Origin of the sequence: Paenibacillus helianthi (assembly GCF_001909055.1) — a bacterium.
Lineage (GTDB): Bacteria > Bacillota > Bacilli > Paenibacillales > Paenibacillaceae > Paenibacillus_AQ > Paenibacillus_AQ helianthi.
The window spans coordinates 368,342-387,963 of record NZ_LVWI01000001.1 but is presented as its reverse complement, the minus strand read 5'-3'; the positions used below and the strand labels follow the sequence as shown (position 1 = coordinate 387,963).

General features: G+C 48.5%; 13 protein-coding genes and 1 pseudogene. All 14 read left to right on the top strand.

The window, feature by feature from the left end; genetic code table 11:
• Positions 1-90: 90 nt before the first annotated feature.
• The 14 genes and pseudogenes from A3844_RS31700 (at position 91) to A3844_RS01460 (ending at position 19,586) form a co-directional block, all read left to right on the top strand.
• Positions 91-678, top strand: coding sequence for a hypothetical protein (locus tag A3844_RS31700; RefSeq protein WP_083606633.1), 588 nt, complete (start codon positions 91-93; stop codon positions 676-678).
• Positions 679-827: 149 nt separating this feature from the next.
• Complete coding sequence (locus tag A3844_RS01525; RefSeq protein WP_074106369.1) at positions 828-1,541, top strand: response regulator transcription factor; 714 nt, start codon at positions 828-830, stop codon at positions 1,539-1,541.
• Positions 1,542-2,885, top strand: a complete 1,344-nt coding sequence (locus A3844_RS01520) for a sensor histidine kinase (protein ID WP_074106368.1) — start codon at positions 1,542-1,544, stop codon at positions 2,883-2,885. It begins immediately after the preceding gene.
• Between the two features lie 134 nt (positions 2,886-3,019).
• On the top strand, positions 3,020-4,252 hold the full coding sequence (locus tag A3844_RS01515; protein ID WP_074106367.1) for an aminopeptidase: 1,233 nt from the start codon (positions 3,020-3,022) through the stop codon (positions 4,250-4,252).
• Positions 4,253-4,907: 655 nt separating this feature from the next.
• Positions 4,908-5,015 carry a sigma factor-like helix-turn-helix DNA-binding protein gene (locus A3844_RS33285; protein WP_244169660.1) on the top strand — a complete coding sequence of 36 codons (108 nt, stop codon included), beginning with the start codon at positions 4,908-4,910 and terminating at the stop codon, positions 5,013-5,015.
• A 9-nt stretch (positions 5,016-5,024) separates the two neighbouring features.
• Positions 5,025-6,041, top strand: coding sequence for a DUF4179 domain-containing protein (locus A3844_RS01505; protein WP_083606632.1), 1,017 nt, complete (start codon positions 5,025-5,027; stop codon positions 6,039-6,041).
• 157 nt (positions 6,042-6,198) lie between these two features.
• Positions 6,199-7,192: pseudogene (locus A3844_RS33940) on the top strand (formylglycine-generating enzyme family protein).
• A 167-nt stretch (positions 7,193-7,359) separates the two neighbouring features.
• Positions 7,360-9,300, top strand: coding sequence for a stalk domain-containing protein (locus A3844_RS01495; RefSeq protein ID WP_074106365.1), 1,941 nt, complete (start codon positions 7,360-7,362; stop codon positions 9,298-9,300).
• A gap of 377 nt (positions 9,301-9,677) precedes the next feature.
• Positions 9,678-10,919: a sugar ABC transporter substrate-binding protein gene (locus A3844_RS01485; protein WP_074083621.1), complete on the top strand. Its 1,242-nt coding sequence runs from the start codon at positions 9,678-9,680 to the stop codon at positions 10,917-10,919.
• A 163-nt stretch (positions 10,920-11,082) separates the two neighbouring features.
• Positions 11,083-11,937, top strand: coding sequence for a carbohydrate ABC transporter permease (locus A3844_RS01480; RefSeq protein WP_178381902.1), 855 nt, complete (start codon positions 11,083-11,085; stop codon positions 11,935-11,937).
• Positions 11,938-11,979: 42 nt separating this feature from the next.
• Positions 11,980-12,804, top strand: a complete 825-nt coding sequence (locus A3844_RS01475) for a carbohydrate ABC transporter permease (protein WP_074083620.1) — start codon at positions 11,980-11,982, stop codon at positions 12,802-12,804.
• Positions 12,805-12,847: 43 nt separating this feature from the next.
• Entirely contained in the window at positions 12,848-13,840 is a 993-nt protein-coding gene (locus A3844_RS01470) for a LacI family DNA-binding transcriptional regulator (protein ID WP_074083619.1), read from the top strand.
• A 141-nt stretch (positions 13,841-13,981) separates the two neighbouring features.
• A complete protein-coding gene (locus A3844_RS01465) occupies positions 13,982-16,147 on the top strand; it encodes a glycoside hydrolase family 3 N-terminal domain-containing protein (RefSeq protein ID WP_074106364.1) in 2,166 nt (721 codons plus the stop codon).
• A gap of 52 nt (positions 16,148-16,199) precedes the next feature.
• Positions 16,200-19,586 carry a GH36-type glycosyl hydrolase domain-containing protein gene (locus A3844_RS01460; RefSeq protein ID WP_074106363.1) on the top strand — a complete coding sequence of 1,129 codons (3,387 nt, stop codon included), beginning with the start codon at positions 16,200-16,202 and terminating at the stop codon, positions 19,584-19,586.
• Positions 19,587-19,622 lie beyond the last annotated feature (36 nt).

Sequence of the window (19,622 nt, the reverse complement as noted above, 5' to 3'; positions counted from 1 at the left end):
ACAATCATATACTTTTTTCATATTTATCTCACAGAATTCCCGTATCCAATTGTTATTCTAAAGTCACTTCAAAGGAAGAGGTGGTTCAAGATGAATAACAAATGGACAAGAAAAGCAATTGCATTACTGGCAGTGATTAGCGTGGTAGGAGGCTCGACAAGTGCATTTGCGGCAGCAGCACCTGTCAAGGCAGCAGTTACGACAAAGGCATCAGCACCGATTGTCAAAACAGTTACAACCGCAAAAGTAGCTACACCTGCTGTAAAACACGTTGCACTGCCTAAAACCGCTGCAACACCAGCAAAGGCAGTAGCAGCAACAAAATCGACAACAAAATCAACAACAAAATCAACAACAAAATCAACAACAGTAAAAGCACCAGCAAAAACTACAGTGAAAAAAGCATCCACTAAAAAAGCATCAGCAAAAACTGCAGTGAAAAAAACATCAACTAAAAAAGTATCAGCTAAAACTGCAGTGAAAAAAGCATCCACTAAAAAAGTATCAGCTAAAACTGCAGTGAAAAAAGCATCAACAGTAAAAGCACCAGCCAAAACTACAGTAGCAAAGACATCAACAGTAAAAGCACCGGCCAAAACTACAGTAGCAAAAACATCAACAGTAAAAGCACCGGCAAAAACCGCGGTAAAGGCACCGGCAAAAACAACTAAGAAATAAGGAATCTAATACATCCTTCTGATCTTGTAAGTCAGCTTCATATTCTATCTTCAACCAAGACGGGGCCATACACAGGTTTCCCGTCTTTTATCTATTGTGTTACGCTGTATATATAAAAGGCTGATATAGAAAGGCAGAGTGACTTTACGGTGAGCAAAATAGTAGTGGTAGACGATGACCTTTTCATCTTACAACTGCTCTCTGAGTATTTGCGGAAGGAAGCCTATGAGGTGACTTCATTTGCCAGCGGGGCTAATCTGGTGGAATATGTGCGCTTGGATGAACCTGAATGTCTGATCCTGGATATCATGATGCCGGGAATTGACGGACTTTCTCTACTAACTGAAATACGTTCGTTTACCGAGATTCCAATTATTATGATTTCTGCTCGGGGGGAAGAAAGTGACCGTATATACGGGCTGGAGCTGGGCTGCAGCGATTTTTTGAGCAAGCCGTTCAATCCTCGTGAACTGGTAGGCAGGGTTAAGGCAATGCTGCGTCTGTATAAATTAGGGAATGGTTCGTCTGTAGACCCTGCGACTGCATCCAAAATGGAGAATGTTTGCCATGCCGGAAATCTGGAGATCTATGCTGATTTTCGCAGGGTCTCTGTGAATAACACGGAAATAAGCCTGACCTCGCGTGAATTTGAATTGCTTCTTTTTCTGGCATCGCATTTAGAGCGTCCGTTTGACCGAGAACAACTGATCCAGCATGTATGGAATTATGATTTCTTCGGAGATGTCCGGGTTGTGGATGATCTTGTCAAAAGAATCCGTAAAAAGCTTACTGAGCACGGTTCTTCACTACTGATTAATACGGTCTGGGGCTTCGGCTACAAAGCGACCGTGAACAAAATATAGATGCATACTATTAGAGGCAAGATGCTGTTGTCCTTTTTTTTGGCGCTTGTGGTTACGGTTGGAATTACGGTAGCTCTGTTCGTCAGTCTAATTGATGATATTCTGGTGAATCAGGTCAAGGCTCAGCTGCATGGACAGGCAGAAAAAGCGGAGAAAATATTGCGTAATGGCGATATCTCCGGACTAAACAACACGGAATTCAAATATGTAGTAAAGGGTCTGATGCTGGATGCGGACTATCTTATTCTCGATCCAAATAATAAAATCATCGATGCTAACGACGACAGGGAAGTAGGAAACACCCTGAATTATGCACTTTCCGGGCGGAAGGGTATAGCGGTATTGCACGGCAGAAAGATTCTCTTCACCAAAGAACGTTTGGCCGGCCGGCCTTATTCTATCTTTATCTATGCTCCACTCTCCTCACTTAGAGCGCTCTACGGTTCCTTGATGCGGACAACACTTCTGGCGATTGGATTCAGTCTCTTAATGATCCTGGTCATAGGCCTATTGACCGTTTCGAGGGTAGTGCGTCCATTGAATCAGCTGAAGGAAGCAGTAGGCCGCTATGAGCCTTACCGTTCGCAGGATGAAGCCTTTCCGGTGGGAGATACCACAGAAATCGGCGAATTGATTACTACTTTTCAGTCGATGTCTGACCGCATACAACAGCATCAGCGCAATCAGGTTGAGTTCCTGCAGAACGTTTCCCACGAGCTCAGAACACCGCTAATGTCGATACACGGTTTTGTGTTTGCCATCCAAGATCAGGTGGTTACACAAGAGACGGGACTTGAAGTCATTTTAACGCAGTCTGTGCGGTTGATGGATATGGTGGACAAGCTGCTTCAGCTTTCCAGGTTGGAGGCGGTCGATGAATATTGGCCTGCATCAGCAATTGATCTTCGTACAATGGCAGAAGAAGCGGCGCTCTTACTCATGCCGGCAGCTAATGAACGGGCAATTAAGCTCCAGGTGGAAGGGGCGAGCCTTCAAGTTGTTGTCGCTGGAGAGCAGCTGTTCCAGGTTCTGGTGAATCTGCTGCAAAATGCTGTAAGACATACTTCGAGCCAAATTTGTGTGCGAATCGATGCGGAATATCCCGGAGCTGTCTGGGCGATACATATTGACGATGACGGCAATGGATTAAGTGAAACAGAGCGGGATGCTGTTTTTCAGCGGTTTTATACCGGATCTAACGGGGTTACCGGACTCGGGTTGGCGATTTGCCGACAGATTGCCACGAATTTAGACGGAGAGTTAGTGTACTCCACATCCCCGCTTGGTGGAGCGCGGTTCAGTTTTATTAAACATATCGGGCGGTTAACCGGAACGGGTGCATAAATGGAATTCGGATTGGACTCGCAACCTCTTGTATTTTACGTTAAAATTGACAGTGAATACGAACCTCCGGCTGCTACAAGCAGCGGAGATGTTTCGCAAGGCACAGTAATTTAAGATACGGAGGAAATGAAGCGATGAAGGATTTTGATGGGATGCTGGAGAAATATGCGGACCTGGTGGTCAAGGTCGGAGTGAATATTCAGCCTGGACAAGTGCTGATGATTCATTCGCCGCTGGAAACGGCAGAGCTCACCCGCCTGATTGTAGGCAAGGCCTATGAAGCAGGAGCCAAATATGTGCTTGTGGATTGGGATGACGAGAAGGTAACTCGGATTCGCTACGAGAAGGCCGCAGAGGATTCTTTTGGATATTATCCGCAGTGGCATGCTGATATGCTGGAAGGGTTTGCGGAAGAGGGCGGAGCTATTTTACATATTAAGGTGCCTGATCCGGAATTGTTCCGCGGCATCGATTCCTCCAAAGTATCCACTGCTGTGAAAGCCGCAGCCATAGCGCGCAAGAAATATCAGAACTATACCCGTAATAACCGAATCAGCTGGTCGCTGATCAAAGCGCCGACGCAGGCATGGGCAGACAAGGTGTTTGCGGATTTACCGGAGGAGCAGCGTGTGGAAGCGATGTGGGAGGCCGTATTCCAGATGAACCGTGTGGGCAGTGAAGACCCGGTAGCCGCCTGGCGCGGGCATATTGCCGACCTCAAGGAATCCCAGGAACGGATGAATGCCAAACGTTACAAAAGCCTCCATTACCGTGCTCCGGGAACGGATCTGCATGTAGAGCTTCCTGAGGGACATCTCTGGCGCGGCGGTGGCGGTGAAAATGCGGGCGGAGTCTATTTTGTAGCCAATATGCCGACTGAAGAAGTATATACCATGCCGCACCGTAAGGGAGTCAACGGGACAGTAAGCAGCACACTCCCGCTGAATTTGAACGGACGGCTTGTAGATGGGATTAAGATTACCTTTACAGACGGAAAAGTAACGGCTTATGATGCAGAATCCGGACGGGAGCATCTGACCTCTTTGTTAGAAACGGATGAAGGAGCTTCTTATCTGGGAGAAGTGGCGCTAGTGCCGCATGATTCTCCTATTTCACGTCTGGATCGAGTATTCTACAACACCGGAATCGACGAGAATGCTTCCTGCCACTTTGCACTCGGCAGCGCGTATCCGGTAAATATCGAAGGTGGAACCTCACTGAGCAGCGAAGAACTGCTGGAACGGGGAGCCAATGTCAGCTTGACGCATGTTGACTTCATGGTTGGCTCCGCAGAGCTTGATATCGACGGCGAATTGGCCGATGGAACCATTGAACCCGTCTTCCGCAAAGGAAACTGGGTACTATAAAAGGGAATTGGGACATTTCAATTGTGCAAATATAAGGATTTATATGTTTCACGCCATCAATCATCCTTATATTTCTCGCTGAAACGGTACCGTCCTTTAAAAAAGGACGGCAAAGCCGTTTCTACTTGCCGGAGTCGAGGCTGCAAACTCACCTGAAGGTGGGCTTTGCAGCCTTTTTTTTGGGGGGGGATATGCTAGAATCAGCATCTATATAAGCTGACTAGTACCCCATTTTAAAATCTAAGTTTCGCTAAATTTAGGTTATGCGAAAACCGTTTAGGCGAGCTCTGCGTCTTAAACCATATACAGATAAGCAAGGAGGGGAACAAATGATCAGTCGCAAGGCGGAAATGAAAAAGCTCACGGGTGCTGTGACGCGGGAGGATAGCGCCTTTTATAATTCCGTTATGGAACACAGTGACCAGCTATACCATATTGCCTAAGAGCCGCTGGCATTCAAATCATGGATGATCCGGATTCTGATCTATGTTTGCATCGATGAGCAAAGAAGAAGGAAGAAGTTTGTGCCGACACCGGAGGAAGCGATGCAGGAACCTGCCATGCAGGACAGCAGCAGCAAGCTGGAAATTCTGCGGGCCGTGGAGCAGGTGAAGCCGAAATACCGCCATGTGCTGCTCTGAAGTACTACAACGATATGACTTTGACAGAAATCGCAGAATTGCTCAGAAAACCGGAAGGAACGATCAAAACCTGGCAGCACAAAGGGCTGAAGCAGCTTAGAACCATTGAAGAATCGGGGTGAATGGAATGAATGGTAGCAGTGAAGAGCAATCCTTGCTCAATGATGCGGTCCGTATGCAGGAAGAAATGTACAGGGATGGAGCGGGGGCAGCAAAGGCTGAAGTACCGTTTTTTCTCCAGAAGCATGGGGTTGGGAATCGCCGCAGCCGTGATAGCCGCAGCTATACTGTTTGTCCTTCCATATCTTCAGTCCGTCCCGCAGCCTGCAAGCACAGTACAGTCCGTCGATTGGGGGGAGCTAGAGGTCTTTAAAGAAAACGCCATATTCAGCATAGATGAGCCTACGCTAGATTCTGTGATCCGGAGCGGGTACGTTCAGATGGTGAACCAGACGGCTGAAGCTGATGGCTATGTGATAACATTAAATGCCATTACGGCAGACGAAAATAAGATTATGTACTTGTATACGGCAACCACCGATGTGAAGCAGGAGATATACAGTATTAACAGTGCGAAGATGAAGAACCGTGCCACTGACAGTTATCTGAACACGACGTTGCTCGACCGTTCACAACCTTTTCCGCAGCAGCTGGAAGCCGAATTCAGGATCGCTTCCGTGAATCCCGGGAAAATGGCCGAGCCCAAAACAGGAACGATCATGGAGGATATGCACTATTCCCCGATCCTGAAGGTAAGCTTTGCGCTTGATTCGAAATTTAAGAAATATAAGACACAGATTGTGAAGCCGAATTTGCCGTTTACACTTAACGGGCATGAGGTTGTACTCAATCAGGTTGAAATGTCTCCAATGCTGATCCACGCAAGAGTAGCGCTGAAGAATCCGGAGGACAATGACTGGGAAACCAGAGTAGATATCTTCGATAATGCCCTCTTTCAGGGAGTACTGTCGAAAATTCATGGAAAATCCGTACAGCTTAGCCCGGTTTCAGGCGGTGGTACGGTGGATGGATATGAATATGCGTTTGCCAGCAACTGGCTGGATGATCCCGGGTCGCTGGTGCTGAAGATCAAAGAGCGGACGGGAAGTAAGCTGGAGGAAATTAATCTGAAAGTTTATACAAAATAATAAGCGATGCGCTTAAAGCCAATTTTATCGGAGCTAAAAAACAGACATCCGGGTGAGTTTCTGGAAGAGAGCGCTGCTGCACAGCAAGCGATTGAGCAAGCACTAATGCAGAAGATATTCCCGCTCAGAAGGAAGTAATGCCAGATAAGGAGGTCTCATTTTAGATAAACATCAAGAGAAAAGCTGTTGCGCCGCTAGAAGGCAGCCAACTTCCGAATATCTGGAGACTCGAATACTATATATGGAGACTCAGGCGCCGGGTCCCGCGGCACACATGAACCCATTTCCTGATCTGTCACAGAGTGTGCGACTTGGAGGAAGCACCTTTCTAATGGGTACGAACAGTCAGGAGGCGTTCCCTTTTGATGGAGAAGGACCAGAGCGCGAGATCTATGTCGCTCCCTTCTATATCGAGAAATATGCAGTTACAAACGCCCAATTCAAGACATTCATTGAATCCACGGGATATGTCACAGAGGCGGAGCGATTCGGCTGGTCATTTGTATTCCATGCTTTTGTATCGGATGAGTTAAAGAAGCAGCCGCTGCAATTTCCGGTCCAAACGCCGTGGTGGCTGGTCATCGAGGGCGCCTCGTGGCATTCCCCGGCTGGTCTCGGTACGAACATCCAGGACAGATTGAACCATCCTGTTGCACATGTATCATGGAATGATGCGGAGGCCTATTGCAGATGGGCGGGCAAACGGCTGCCAACAGAGGCGGAATTGGGAGCTCGCTGCACGGGGTGCTCTTTCCAGCAAGAGATACCCTTGTGGAGATCAAATTAAGCAGGGGAGCAGAAATCTCTGCAACATTTGGCACGGAGAGTTCCCGAAAGTCCACACGGCACCTGATGGTTACTTCGGCACTTGTCCCGTGGATGCTTATCCTCCCAACGGGTATGGATTGTACAATATGACCGGCAACGTATGGGAATGGTGCTCTGACTGGTTCAGTTCAAGCTATCATCAAATCAGTTCATCCATTAACCCGCAGGGGCCAGCAGTTGGCAAGGCTCGAACGATGAAAGGCGGCTCTTACCTCTGCCACCATTCCTACTGCAACCGTTACCGTGTTGCGGCGCGCAGTTCGAACACGCCGGACAGTTCTACAGGTAGTATCGGATTTCGCTGTGCCGTTGATGCTGAATGAGCATTGAACAGGAAATAGTGGTGAAGATTGGTCCCTGAACGAGTACGGTGTGATTCAGTCTACCTGTTCAGTAAACCCTGATGAGACCTTCTCCCATTCCTCTCTGGAAAATAAAATAATTTGTGATAAAGTGGAGATGTAACAACTCTGGAGGGGGATTTTGGAAAATGAGAGGGTATAAGTTGGGAATTGCAGCAGCTGTGATTGCAGTGGCGCTCCTAGGGAATTTCAGCAAGGCGGAGGCGGCGGGAGCTACGCTGGTTGATTTCGAAGACGGCAATCGTCTGATGAGTGACGGCACAGTCTGGACGCAAGATATGAATGTTGAGGAAACCTTGTTGACAGACTACAACATTGTAGATCTGGATGGGGAGTACGGCTTGACCAAGGATGGACAGCTGGTGAGATTCTCGTTATTTGATGCGAAAGTGGTGAAGGGGACATCAGGTATTGTTCAGATCTCCGGAACCTATTATCTGAAACAGGACGGCACCGTGTGGGATATGGATGGCAAGCAGTTGAAGGAATATTCTGATATCGCCATGATCAATGCCAACCGGCATACGAATATACTGGTAACCTTATCCCGTTCTGGAGAGCTGCGGTGCGCATATGGCTTCCAAGGCCCGATGGACCAGCTGGGCTCCGCTTCAGAGGTTTCGGCGGTTCTGTCCGGCGACCTTAATGAGGCGGCTGTAGTGTTGAAGTCCGGCAAGGTGCTGGTCTATTCCAAATACAAGGCAGACAAGGCCAATCCGGCCAAATATGTGCCTACAACGTTGACGGAGCAGGCGGCGGGCGCGCTGTACAATGACAGTGGAAATCTCTTTGTCCTCCTTCAAGACGGGACAATCGTAGTGAAGAGATCACAAGTGCCCGGCACCTATGAATTGGAGCAGACTGAGTCTCAGCCGGGACATGTCACTGCCTTGGTTACCGAGTGGCGCGGCTCGTTGATCATCAAGCTCCAGGACGGCACACTCCGGAGCTATAGTCCCCAGTCCGGTGAATTGCAGGAGATTTCCGTTCCGGTTATTGAAGATTTGAATCTGCGGATTGAGTCTAAAGAACTGAAGGTTGGCAGCAAAGTATCAGTACAGATTGACGAAATCTGGAGCAATGACACGACGAAGCGCATCCCGCTGTCCGAAGCTGAGCTTGAGATCGAGAAGCCTTATCTGCTGCAAAAGATGCCGGACGGTACGGTAAAAGCCCTTGCGGTGGGCCAGACCAAACTGACAGCCCGCTCCGGTTCGTTCTCCAAAACGATCAGCGTCTCCATCAGCGATACATCGCTGATGGACCAGGGAGCTTACATAGGGGGGACGATGTACCTTCCGGTACAGCCTGTGTTCCATAAGCTGGGTGCCTCCATTCAAGCGGATATGGCCGCCAAAACCTTCTCCATCCGGCTTGGCGAACTGCCGATTCAGCTACAGCTGGGCAGTGATACAGCGATCATAAATGGCGAAAAGGTTAAAATGAGCGATAAAGTGCAAACCGTGAACGGAACCGCAGTATTTCCGGCATCCCTACTCAAAACCGCACTTGGAGCCGGTCTGGCCTGGGATGGCACTTACCAGAAGATGACGGTTAGTTTCGGGAGCGCGAAACTGACGGTGCAGACCAAACAGACGGCCCAGATCGTCAAAACGAAATCACAAGGTTACCTCACCAAGCTCATTGGGAAAAGCTACTGGGTTAACTTTTTTGATGAGAATTACCGCTTTCAGAAGGTGACGATTGTGGATATTATTCCGAACAATAACGGCTACTTTGCAGCAGCCTTTAAGTTTCCTTCGGGTAAGGTTCTGAACACCCGTAAGATGAGTGGTGATGAATTAATATCTACCCTTGCGGACAGACAAGAGTTCTTCACAGCCGATCCTTACAAGACCTATAAATGGCCGGATGCCATCTGGGCGAAGATCAAGGATGGACGGGTTACAACCGGTATGACCAAGCAACAGGTGGAATTAAGCTGGGGCTCGCCCATCGATGCCTCGGCTATGGAAGGCAGCGGTGTTCGGGTAGAGACCTGGTCGTATGGCAATTTTAATTATGTAACCTTTACGAACGGCGTTGTTACGATGATCTATACCAACTAAGCGGATATAAGCAAGGCTGCAGCTTTACTCAAAGGACACTCTGGATCAGCAGAGTGTCCTTTTTTGCAACATTTTTGGATAGCCTACTTGAAATCGCTAACAGCAAGTCATATAATAGGGCTATCGAAACGATTCGAATCACGCAATCGATAAACGGGCAACATGCTGAGGGGAAGATCTCCTTTTCGAGGAAAAATGTAGAAAAAGTAGTTTTGGATCTCAAAAAATGGGTAAATATGGACTATGAGGTCTGAAATTCGTACTATGTTTCACAGAAAAACTCGAAATTTTTTTCGAAAAAAATCGAAACGTTTCGATGTATGGGCTTTATTCATAGTTTTCGAAGTTTGGCTAACACTAAATTAGGGGTGAAAGAAATGAAGAAAAAGACAGGTTTAGTAGCTACAGCAGTATTGATGAGTTTCTCTTTGGTCGCTGCAGGTTGTGGGAATTCCAATAATTCAGCATCCGGTGACAGCAAAACATTAAAGGTGTGGTTCATGGGTACTGCAGATACCGTAGAACCGATTGCCAAGATGTATGAAGAAAAAAATCCCGGTATTAAAGTAGAAGTTCAAGCGATTCCTTGGGATAATGCACATGACAAATTACTGACAGCCGTAGCTTCCAAAAACGGTCCGGACGTAGTCCAAATGGGTACAACCTGGATTCCTGAATTTGCAGCTGCCGGTGCGCTGAAGGATATGGCACCTTATATCGAAAAATACCCAAGCATGAAAGCGGAAAACTTTTTCGACGGTGCCGTTCAAACGACGAAATATGAAGACAAGACGGTAGCGATTCCTTTCTATGTTGAAACACGCGCCATGTTCTACCGTACAGATCTGCTAGGTGACGTAGGCTATCCGGAAGGTCCTAAGACTTGGGATGAACTGAAGGATGCGAGCAAGAAGCTGGTAGCCAAAGGCGGAGCCGGACATTATGCGTTGCCTATCGAGGCAAAGGATTCAATCTATACTGCAATCTTCGCCTGGCAGAACGGAAGCGAGCTGATTGACAGCAACCGTAAGCCACAGTTCAACCAACCTCCTTATGTGGAAACCATTAATTTTCTAAAGAGCTTCTATGATGAAGGTTTGTCCCCTAAGGGTACAGATCTGGATACGGTAGCTGCATTCAAAGATGGCACTATGGGGATGTTCATCAGCGGTCCGTGGATGATTAAGACCGTTAAGGAAAAAGCGCCGGAGATTGACGGCAAATGGGCTGTTACAACACTGCCTGCGAAGAAAACCAATACCTCCTCCATTGGTGGTGCAGACCTATCTATTTTCAACTACAGCAAAAATCCGGATGAAGCCGCGAAGTTCATTGCATTTATGGCTGAACAGGAAGCACAGCTGAAATTCTTTGAAACTTCGAATTCATTGCCTGCTCTTAAGTCTGCCTGGAAGAATGATGCTCTGAAGGACCCGATGATCCAAGCCTTCGGCAAACAGCTTGAGAACAGCCGTCCTGCTCCAATGGTTACTGAATATGAAGAGATTGCAAAAGCGGCTATGGCTTCGTTCGAACAGATTACGGTGGGCGGTGCAGATACGCAAACTGAACTCGACAAGTTGAACGCCAAGGCAAATGAACTTCTCGGCAACAAGTAAGTAAGTATCATACTTGCCAGACATACTGCCGGTATCTCCCGATAAGAGGTCCCGGCAGTATGTACGTTCGTTCTTAATTAGGAAGAAAGTGCAAGAAAGCGAAGGGATGTGAGCAATTGTGAGTTCATTTGTGAAGCAATGGAATAAAAATAAATACCCTTATATGTTTATCGCGCCTGCCGTAATCCTGCTGACCTTATTTTCCATAATTCCGATTATTATTGCGCTGGTCATCAGCTTTACCAATATGGATTTGGTTGGACTTGCAGATTATTCGAATATCAGCAGTGCGGGTTTCGACAATTACATTAATATTTTTAAAGACCCGATCTTCCTGAAATCGATGTATAACACACTGATCTATGTAGTTATCGGTGTACCGCTTGTAGTGCTCGCATCCATGGGAGTGGCCCTGCTGCTTAATTACGGAACAAGCTGGCTGTTCAAAAGCTTCCGTGTCATCTATTACATGCCGTCCATTACCAACATTGTAGCGGTGGCAGTGGTTTGGGGATATCTGTATAACGGCAGTTATGGTCTGTTCAACTACATTCTGTCCATCTTCGGCCTTCCGGCACAGGAATGGCTTCAGGACCCGACTCTTGCGAAACTGTCCCTGATCTTGTTGGCGTTCTGGAAATCCATCGGGCTTAATATGATTATTTTCCTGGCGGCCCTGCAGGGTATTCCCCGTTCCTATTATGAAGCGGCTGAAATTGACGGAGCAACAGGCTGGAAGAAGCTGCGCTTCATTACAGTTCCTCTGCTGGGATTCGCTACTTTCTTTGTGACCATTACGACCTTGATTGGCTGGATTCAATTCTTCGAAGAACCGCTGGTTATGACCAAGGGCGGACCGCTCAATGCAACGATGTCGATGGCACTCTTCATTTACAACAACGGTTTCCAGCTCAGTAAGTTTGGCTATGCGGCTGCTGGCTCGTTTGTGCTGTTTATCATTATCATTGTGGTGACGCTCATTCAATTCGCGGTCAAAAAGAAAGAAGTGGAATATTAAGTTTCAGCTTCTGCGCTGCAGCTTAAAGAGGAGGATACTTTCATGGCATTGAAAATGAAACATATGGAAAAAGGCTTGATGATCGCACTGCTCATTATCGGAGGACTGCTGATGATGGTGCCGTTCATCTGGATGATCGGCTCTTCCTTTAAACCTGAGAATGAATTTACTGTGATTCCGCCAACACTCATTCCGAACCACCCGACGTTCTCCAACTACCGGGATTTGTTCGTGAAGATGGACTTTTTAATTTATTTGAAAAATACACTGATCATCGTGCTGTGCTCTTTTGTGGGACTGTTTCTAAACGCGATGGCCGGTTATGCTTTTGCTAAATTTGATTTTCCGGGTAAAAACAAGTTTTTCTATATTATTTTGGCAACGATGATGATCCCCTCACAGGTGACGATGATTCCAACCTATCTGATTATTAACCAGATGCATTTGGTGAATACGATGGCGGGTATTGTGTTGCCTGGTTTGGTCGGCGCTTTTGCGATCTTCCTGTTCCGCCAGTTCATGACGACGATTCCAATGGATTTGCTAGAGGCAGCAAGACTGGACGGGGCCGGGGAACTGCGGATCTTTTTCCAACTGATGGTTCCGATCGTCAAGCCGGTTTTTGCGGTACAAGGTATTCTGACCTTTATTGGGGCTTGGAACAGCTTCCTCTGGCCGCTCATTATTGCCAATGACGAGAGACTGTACACCTTATCGGTAGGTTTGTCACTGCTAAAAGGACAATATGGTACTGAGTTCGGACTGCAAATGGCAGGGGCTGCCTTCATGGTTGTGCCAATCATCATTATATTTATCTTCTTCCAGAAGCATATCATAGAAGGATATACCATCTCCGGCATAAAATAATATAGAGAAGCATATTGCATGTCTCGGGAAGGATTGAACAAACATGGCAACAATCAAAGATGTGGCAAAGCTGGCAGGGGTGGCCTTATCAACAGCATCCTATGCCATGAGCGGCGACAGCAAGGTGAGCGCCAAAACCAGGGAAAAGGTGCTTGAAGCCGCCAGACAGCTGAATTATCAGAAAAATGGCTTTGCCATGGATTTGAAAAGAAGCCGCACGAATACTATTGCTCTAATCTTGACGGATTTGTCCGGTCCCTATTATTCGGAGCTGATCCGGAGCATTCAGGATGTGGCCTTGTCCAATTCCTATGATCTAATCGCATGCAGTTCAATGGGCGGGAAGGATTCCACGGCAGTAAGATTTCTATTGGAAAAAAGAGTGGATGGAGCCATTGTGCTGGCACATAACATTACCGATGAAATTTTGCAGGCTGCCGGAAGCGATAGGTTTCCCATCATTGTTATGGACCGGCTGATTACCGGTAGTGGCCTCATTAACGTTGTGGTTGATGGAGAGCAGGGAGGCTACAGTGCTACCCGTTATTTGATCGATAAAGGCCATGAGCATATTGCATACATCAGCGGTCCGGCTAATTCCTATGACAATGCGTTGCGCTACCAAGGGTTTCAGCGGGCCATGCGGGAAGCGGGCTTGGAGGAAAAAGCCAAATGGAAGCTAAACGGGGGATTCATCCGTGAAGGCGGATATAAGTCGACCAAAATGATGCTGATGCAAGGAGAACTGCCTACCGCTGTCTTTTATGCGAACGATGAAATGGCTGTAGGAGGAATGAAGGCTCTGGAAGAAGGCGGTATCAAGGTTCCTGATGATATTTCAGTGATCGGTTTTGATGATATCCAACTGGCCGAGTACATTCAGCCCCCGATGACCACGATCCGGCAGCCCATGTACGAATCCGGATCACTGGCGGGACATCTGCTATTCCAGATGCTGAACGGTGACACCGTCAATGATTTCTATAAGCTCAAGATTGAGCTGGTTGAACGTAAATCGGTCAAACCCCGGAGCTAACCGCCCTGGGGAATGATAGCGGTAGTATATCGAAATAAAGTGAAACGTTTATGAAATTACAGTGATTTAATCATTATAAAGCCATATTATAAAAGGTATAGAACAAAAGAAACGTTTCGTTTCATTGGGGGGTAAGCAGCTATGACTGAACATCTGTATAACAAATATGTGCAACATATGACCCTTGAAGAGAAGATAGCCCAACTGCTTCAGCTGGCAGCTCCTTTTTATGATGAACCCGGTGATGATTCAGAGATTACCGGCCCTATGGAAGAGCTCGGAATTGATTCCAACACCAAACGGGCTGCCGGTTCTGTACTTGGTATTGCTGGTGCGGAGAAAATGATGGCTGTTCAGAAGGAGCACCTGGCCGGCAACAGACTGGGTATTCCACTGCTGTTCATGGCAGATATTGTCCATGGCTTCAAAACGATATTCCCCATTCCGCTGGCGATCGGCTGTTCCTGGGATCTTAAGCTTGCTGAACAAAGTGCTGAGATTGCTGCACGTGAGGCAGCCGTATCCGGTCTGCATGTGACGTTTGCCCCGATGGTCGATTTGGTTCGTGACGCCCGCTGGGGCCGTGTGATGGAATCTACCGGGGAAGATACCTATCTGAATGCTGAGTTTGGGAAGGCGTTTGTCCAAGGTTTCCAAGGAGACAATCTTAAGGACGACAAGTCCCGTGTAGCGGCATGTGTGAAGCACTTTGCAGCATACGGACTTGCCGAAGGCGGCCGTGATTATAACACTGTGGATCTCTCGGAGCGTCAGCTGCGTGAATATTATCTGCCGGCCTACAAAGCGGCCATCGATGCAGGCGCTGAGATGGTTATGACTTCTTTTAATATCGTAAATGGCATTCCGGCAACAGCTAACCAGAGATTAATGCGCGGTCTGCTGCGTGACGAATGGGGATTCGACGGGGTTGTGATCTCCGATTGGGCGGCGATTAAGGAAGTTATTGCCCATGGTGCAGCGGAAGATGACAAAGAAGCTGCATTCAAGGCGATTCACAGCGGTGTCGATATTGATATGATGACTACAAGTTATGTGAATCATTTACCGGAGCTTGTGGCTGAAGGGCTTGTCGACGAAGCAATGATTGACGAAGCCGTACTGCGGATTCTGAAGCTGAAGGAGAAGCTGGGCTTGTTCGAGAACCCTATGCGCGGAGCTGACCCTGAGCTGGAACAGCAAATTGTGTTCTGTCAGGAGCACCGTCAGGTCTCCCAGAGACTGGCCGAGAAGTCGAGTGTATTGCTCAAGAATGAGAATGTTCTGCCGCTTCAGGCTGACCAGCGGGTTGCCTTGATTGGTCCGTTCGCTGACAGCGGTGATATTCTTGGCTGGTGGTCCTGGACGGGGTCCAAGGAAACTGCGGTGAAGCTTGGTGAGTCCATGCAGAAGGTAAGCGGTGATCCCGGCAATGTGGTAATTGCGAAGGGATGCGGTATCGATACTCTCTCAGAGTCTGATCTTGCTGAAGCACTGGATGCTGCGTCGGCAGCCGAGGTTATTGTACTGGCTCTTGGCGAAGCCTCGGACATGAGCGGAGAGGGGGGCAGCCGCAGTGATATCCGGCTTCCGGAAGCTCAGCTTGAGCTGGTCCGCGAGATGAAGAAGCTTGGGAAACCGTTGGCTGTTGTTCTTTTCAACGGGCGTCCGCTTGATCTGCACGGAATCTTTGATGTGGCAGATGCGGTGCTGGAAGCCTGGTTCCCGGGCAGTGAAGGCGGGGCGGCGCTGGCGGATATTCTGTACGGCAAAGTGAACCCTTCCGGAAGATTGTCTATGTCCTTCCCTTATTCTGTTGGACAAATTCCTGTATACTACAATGCTTATAGTACCGGCCGGCCGAAACCGGAGGAAGAAACAGACAACCGTTATATTTCTCAATATATTGATATTCCTAATGAACCGCTGCTGCCGTTCGGTTTTGGCCTAAGTTATACAACTTTTGCCTACGCGGATTTCTCCCTGTCCTCGGATACCATGACAGCAACCCGTCCACTGGAAGCCAAGGTGACCGTCACGAATACCGGCAGCCAAGCTGGTACGGAGACCGTTCAGCTCTACATCCGTGATATGTCCGGTGAGACTGTGCGTCCGGTTAAAGAGCTTAAGGATTTCAGACAGGTGCAGCTGTCTCCGGGAGAGAGCAGAGAGGTTGTTTTCCACATCGAGGAATCCCAGCTTTGCTATCACCACAGTGATTTGTCCTATACCAGTGATCCCGGCCGATTCACTGTATATGTCGGCGCCAGCAGTCGTGACACTCAATCCGCAATGTTTCGATTGGTATAATATGTATATCATTAGCGCCCTCATACCTAATCAGATAAGGAAGTGAAATGAAATGACAATTGAATCTAGTACCAGGCTATCGTTACAAAAGGGTAATTTAGCCTTTACATTTCTGGAGAGTGGTGATCTTTACCAGGCTCTAGGCGGCAAAATGATGATTAATCAGCTCCTGTCGAGCAGTGTCGACGGTGCACTGGGCAATCTATATGCAAGGCTTCATACTTCGAACGGAATTCAGGCATTTCCGCTGCTTGGCGTGAAATCAGCCAGCCGTTTCCGCAAGGACGGCGACCGCTTGATATGGCAAGGCGATATTCCAGCAGAGCAGGCCGGACCAGGAGTAGAAGATGCTATACGTTATCAGGTAGTCTTTTCCATGACAGATCTGGGTGTCTGGTTCTGGGATGTCTCCATTGAAGGCAGCGGCGTTCTTCTGGACGTGATCTATACTCAGGATGTGGGTATTGCGTCTCCTGGAGCTGTTACAAGCAATGAGGCTTATCTGTCCCAATACATCGATCATGCCGTATTTGAAAGCAAAGAGAACGGGTATGTTGTATGCTCCCGCCAGAACCAGCCACAGGACGGAAAGTTCCCTTATCTTCAGCAGGGTTTGCTTGAAGGTGCTACGGGATATTCGACCGACGGCTTTCAATTCTTCGGCTTATCCTACAAGGAAACCAATCAGCCGGAGGCATTGTCCCAGGACAAGCTTGCCAATGAGATTTATCAGTATGAATTTGCCTACACGGCGCTGCAATCCGCAAAAGTTCAGATGGATGGGGAAGCGCGGTTTACGTTCTATGGACTGTTCCGGGAAGATCATCCGGCTGCAATTACGGAGCTTGAGTATGAAGAGGCAGTCCAAGAGGCCTTGCAGCAAATACAGTCTTTGGGAAGCGTCGCTGCAAATGGGGAGTGGCTGAACCAGGTATCGGTTAAACCTCAGATCGGTGAACCATTGCAGACACTTCCTTTGACAGGGGGCGAGCTCGATTTGCTGTTCCCTCATAAGTTCCAGGAGGAACGTGAGGATGGAAAACTGCTGGCTTTCTTTACTGACGGCTACGAGCATGTGGTGCTCAAGGATAAGGAGCTGCTTGTCGAGCGTCCGCATGGACAGATCCTAATGAGCGGTGATAATGCCCGGCTGAATCCTGAGGTAATGACTACAACCTCCTATATGTATGGTATTTTCAATTCCCAGGTGGTCGTCGGCAATACCAATTTTAATAAAATGATGTCCAATCCCCGCAGCGCATTAAACGTCTACAAGACCTCGGGGCAACGTATTTATGTCTTTTCCGAAGGTCAATATCATCTGCTAACGATGCCTTCGCTGTTCGAAATCGGTTTTAACTATGTACGCTGGTATTATAAAACGGCCACGGATACCCTGGTGATTACTAATTACACCACTATGGATGAACCGGAGGTTAGACTGCATGTCCGTTCTGCTGGCGGTATCGCTTACCGTTTCCTGATCACGAACCAGATTACCATGAATGTGGCTGAATATGAGGTTCCCTATGAAATGTCTCAGGATGCGGCAGATGGAACGCTGACCTTCCGGGCTGCGAAGTCAGGTACAAGCGCGAAGGTGTACCCTGAACTGGCCTACCGGATGCATCTGGACGGTGCGGCTTACGAGTTGGGCGATGAGTCCTTCCTGGTAGAAGGCCGGGTTCAAGGCAGTGCATCCCTTGTGGTGATGGAGCTGCAAGAGAGTGCTGAATGGACCTTAACTCTACAGGGACTGCTGGATGGCAAGGCGCGTCCACTTAGCTCCACTTCGGTTAAGGCCGAGGTTGACCGGTACCGCGAGTTTTTGTCAGGAGTCATGAATGGGTTCAAGCTGACAGAGAAGGGGGGTACCGAAGGTGAGTTGTTCAAGGTAAATGCACTGGCCTGGTGGTATACCCATAACATGCTGGTTCATTATTCCGTACCTCACGGTCTGGAACAATATGGCGGCGCTGCATGGGGAACCCGCGATGTCTGTCAAGGTCCGGTAGAATATTTCCTGGCTACCCATAAGTATGAACAGGTTCGAGAAATCCTGCTTACCGTGTTCGCCCATCAGTATGAGGATGACGGCAGCTGGCCGCAATGGTTCATGTTCGATAAGTATACGCATATTCAGCAGGAGGAGAGCCACGGGGATATTATTGTCTGGCCGCTGAAGGTGCTTGGCGATTATCTGCGGGCGACCCGGGATTACGAAGTTCTGGATGTGCAGCTTCCGTACACCCGCAGACACCATTTTGACTTTACAGAAGGAACGGCTTCCCTGCGGGAACATGCGGTCAAGGAACTGAATTATATCAAAACGAACTTTCTGCATGATACGTTCCTCTCCTCCTATGGTGACGGGGATTGGGATGACACCTTGCAGCCGGCCAATGCTCAGCTGAAGCAATACATGGTTAGCAGCTGGACAGTCGCATTGACGTATCAGACGGTTCTTGGACTGTCGAGCGTATTGGAGGAAGCCGATCGTGCATGGTCCGGGGAGCTGAAGGAACTGGCGGCAGGAATCAAAGGTGACTTCAACCGCTATATGCTGGGAACTGATGTGATCCCGGGCTTCCTTTACTTCGAAGATCCTGCCCATGCCAAGCTGCTGCTGCATCCCGAAGACAAGGAGACCGGTATCCAGTACCGGCTGCTGCCGATGACCAGAAGTATGATTGGCGAGCTGCTGACTCCGGAGCAGATGGAGGAGCATTACAAGCTGATTCAGGAGCAATTCTTGTGTCCTGATGGCGTGCGTCTCATGAATCATCCGGCTCAATATGCGGGTGGTGTCAGTCTGCATTTCAAACGGGCGGAGCAGGCGGCGAATTTCGGCCGCGAGATTGGTCTGCAGTATGTGCATGCGCATATCCGTTTTGTTGAGGCGATGGCGAAGATCGGCAAACGGGATCAGGTATGGAAAGGATTGGCCGTCATTAACCCGATTGGCATCCGCGATGCGGTGCCAAATGCGGAACTGCGTCAGAGCAACTCCTATTTCAGCAGCTCGGACGGAAAATTCTCCAACCGGTATGAAGCGCAGGAGCGTTTTGCAGAGCTGCGTGACGGTTCGGTTCCGGTCAAAGGCGGATGGAGAATCTACTCCAGCGGTCCTGGGATCTACATGAATCAGCTGATCTCGAACGTACTGGGCATCCGCGAAGATGGCGGCGATCTGATCATCGATCCTGTATTGCCGGATGAATTGGATGGTACCCGTTTGGACTTCGACTACGGCGGCAAACCTGCCACGTTTGTCTACCATTGCTCACAAGGTGAACTTGCCTATGTTAAGGTAAATGGACAGGAAGTTCCGGCTGAACGGCTGGCGAATCCATACCGCTTAGGCGGACTACGGATCAAGCGGGCTGATTTGGACCGGCTGCGCAGTTCAGAAGGCACGGTAGTGGACATTTATATGTAAGCTTTATTGAACAGTAGCAATTCAGTTGAAAAAGCG

Bases quoted from the DNA above. Each gene is read 5' to 3' on its own strand.
- A3844_RS31700 (WP_083606633.1), top strand. From the start codon at position 91: ATGAATAACAAATGGACAAGAAAAGCAATTGCATTACTGGCAGTGATT.
- A3844_RS01520 (WP_074106368.1), top strand. From the start codon at position 1,542: ATGCATACTATTAGAGGCAAGATGCTGTTGTCCTTTTTTTTGGCGCTT.
- A3844_RS01515 (WP_074106367.1), top strand. From the start codon at position 3,020: ATGAAGGATTTTGATGGGATGCTGGAGAAATATGCGGACCTGGTGGTC.
- A3844_RS33285 (WP_244169660.1), top strand. From the start codon at position 4,908: ATGACTTTGACAGAAATCGCAGAATTGCTCAGAAAACCGGAAGGAACG.
- A3844_RS01505 (WP_083606632.1), top strand. From the start codon at position 5,025: ATGGTAGCAGTGAAGAGCAATCCTTGCTCAATGATGCGGTCCGTATGC.
- A3844_RS01495 (WP_074106365.1), top strand. From the start codon at position 7,360: ATGAGAGGGTATAAGTTGGGAATTGCAGCAGCTGTGATTGCAGTGGCG.
- A3844_RS01485 (WP_074083621.1), top strand. From the start codon at position 9,678: ATGAAGAAAAAGACAGGTTTAGTAGCTACAGCAGTATTGATGAGTTTC.
- A3844_RS01480 (WP_178381902.1), top strand. From the start codon at position 11,083: ATGTTTATCGCGCCTGCCGTAATCCTGCTGACCTTATTTTCCATAATT.
- A3844_RS01475 (WP_074083620.1), top strand. From the start codon at position 11,980: ATGGCATTGAAAATGAAACATATGGAAAAAGGCTTGATGATCGCACTG.
- A3844_RS01470 (WP_074083619.1), top strand. From the start codon at position 12,848: ATGGCAACAATCAAAGATGTGGCAAAGCTGGCAGGGGTGGCCTTATCA.
- A3844_RS01465 (WP_074106364.1), top strand. From the start codon at position 13,982: ATGACTGAACATCTGTATAACAAATATGTGCAACATATGACCCTTGAA.
- A3844_RS01460 (WP_074106363.1), top strand. From the start codon at position 16,200: ATGACAATTGAATCTAGTACCAGGCTATCGTTACAAAAGGGTAATTTA.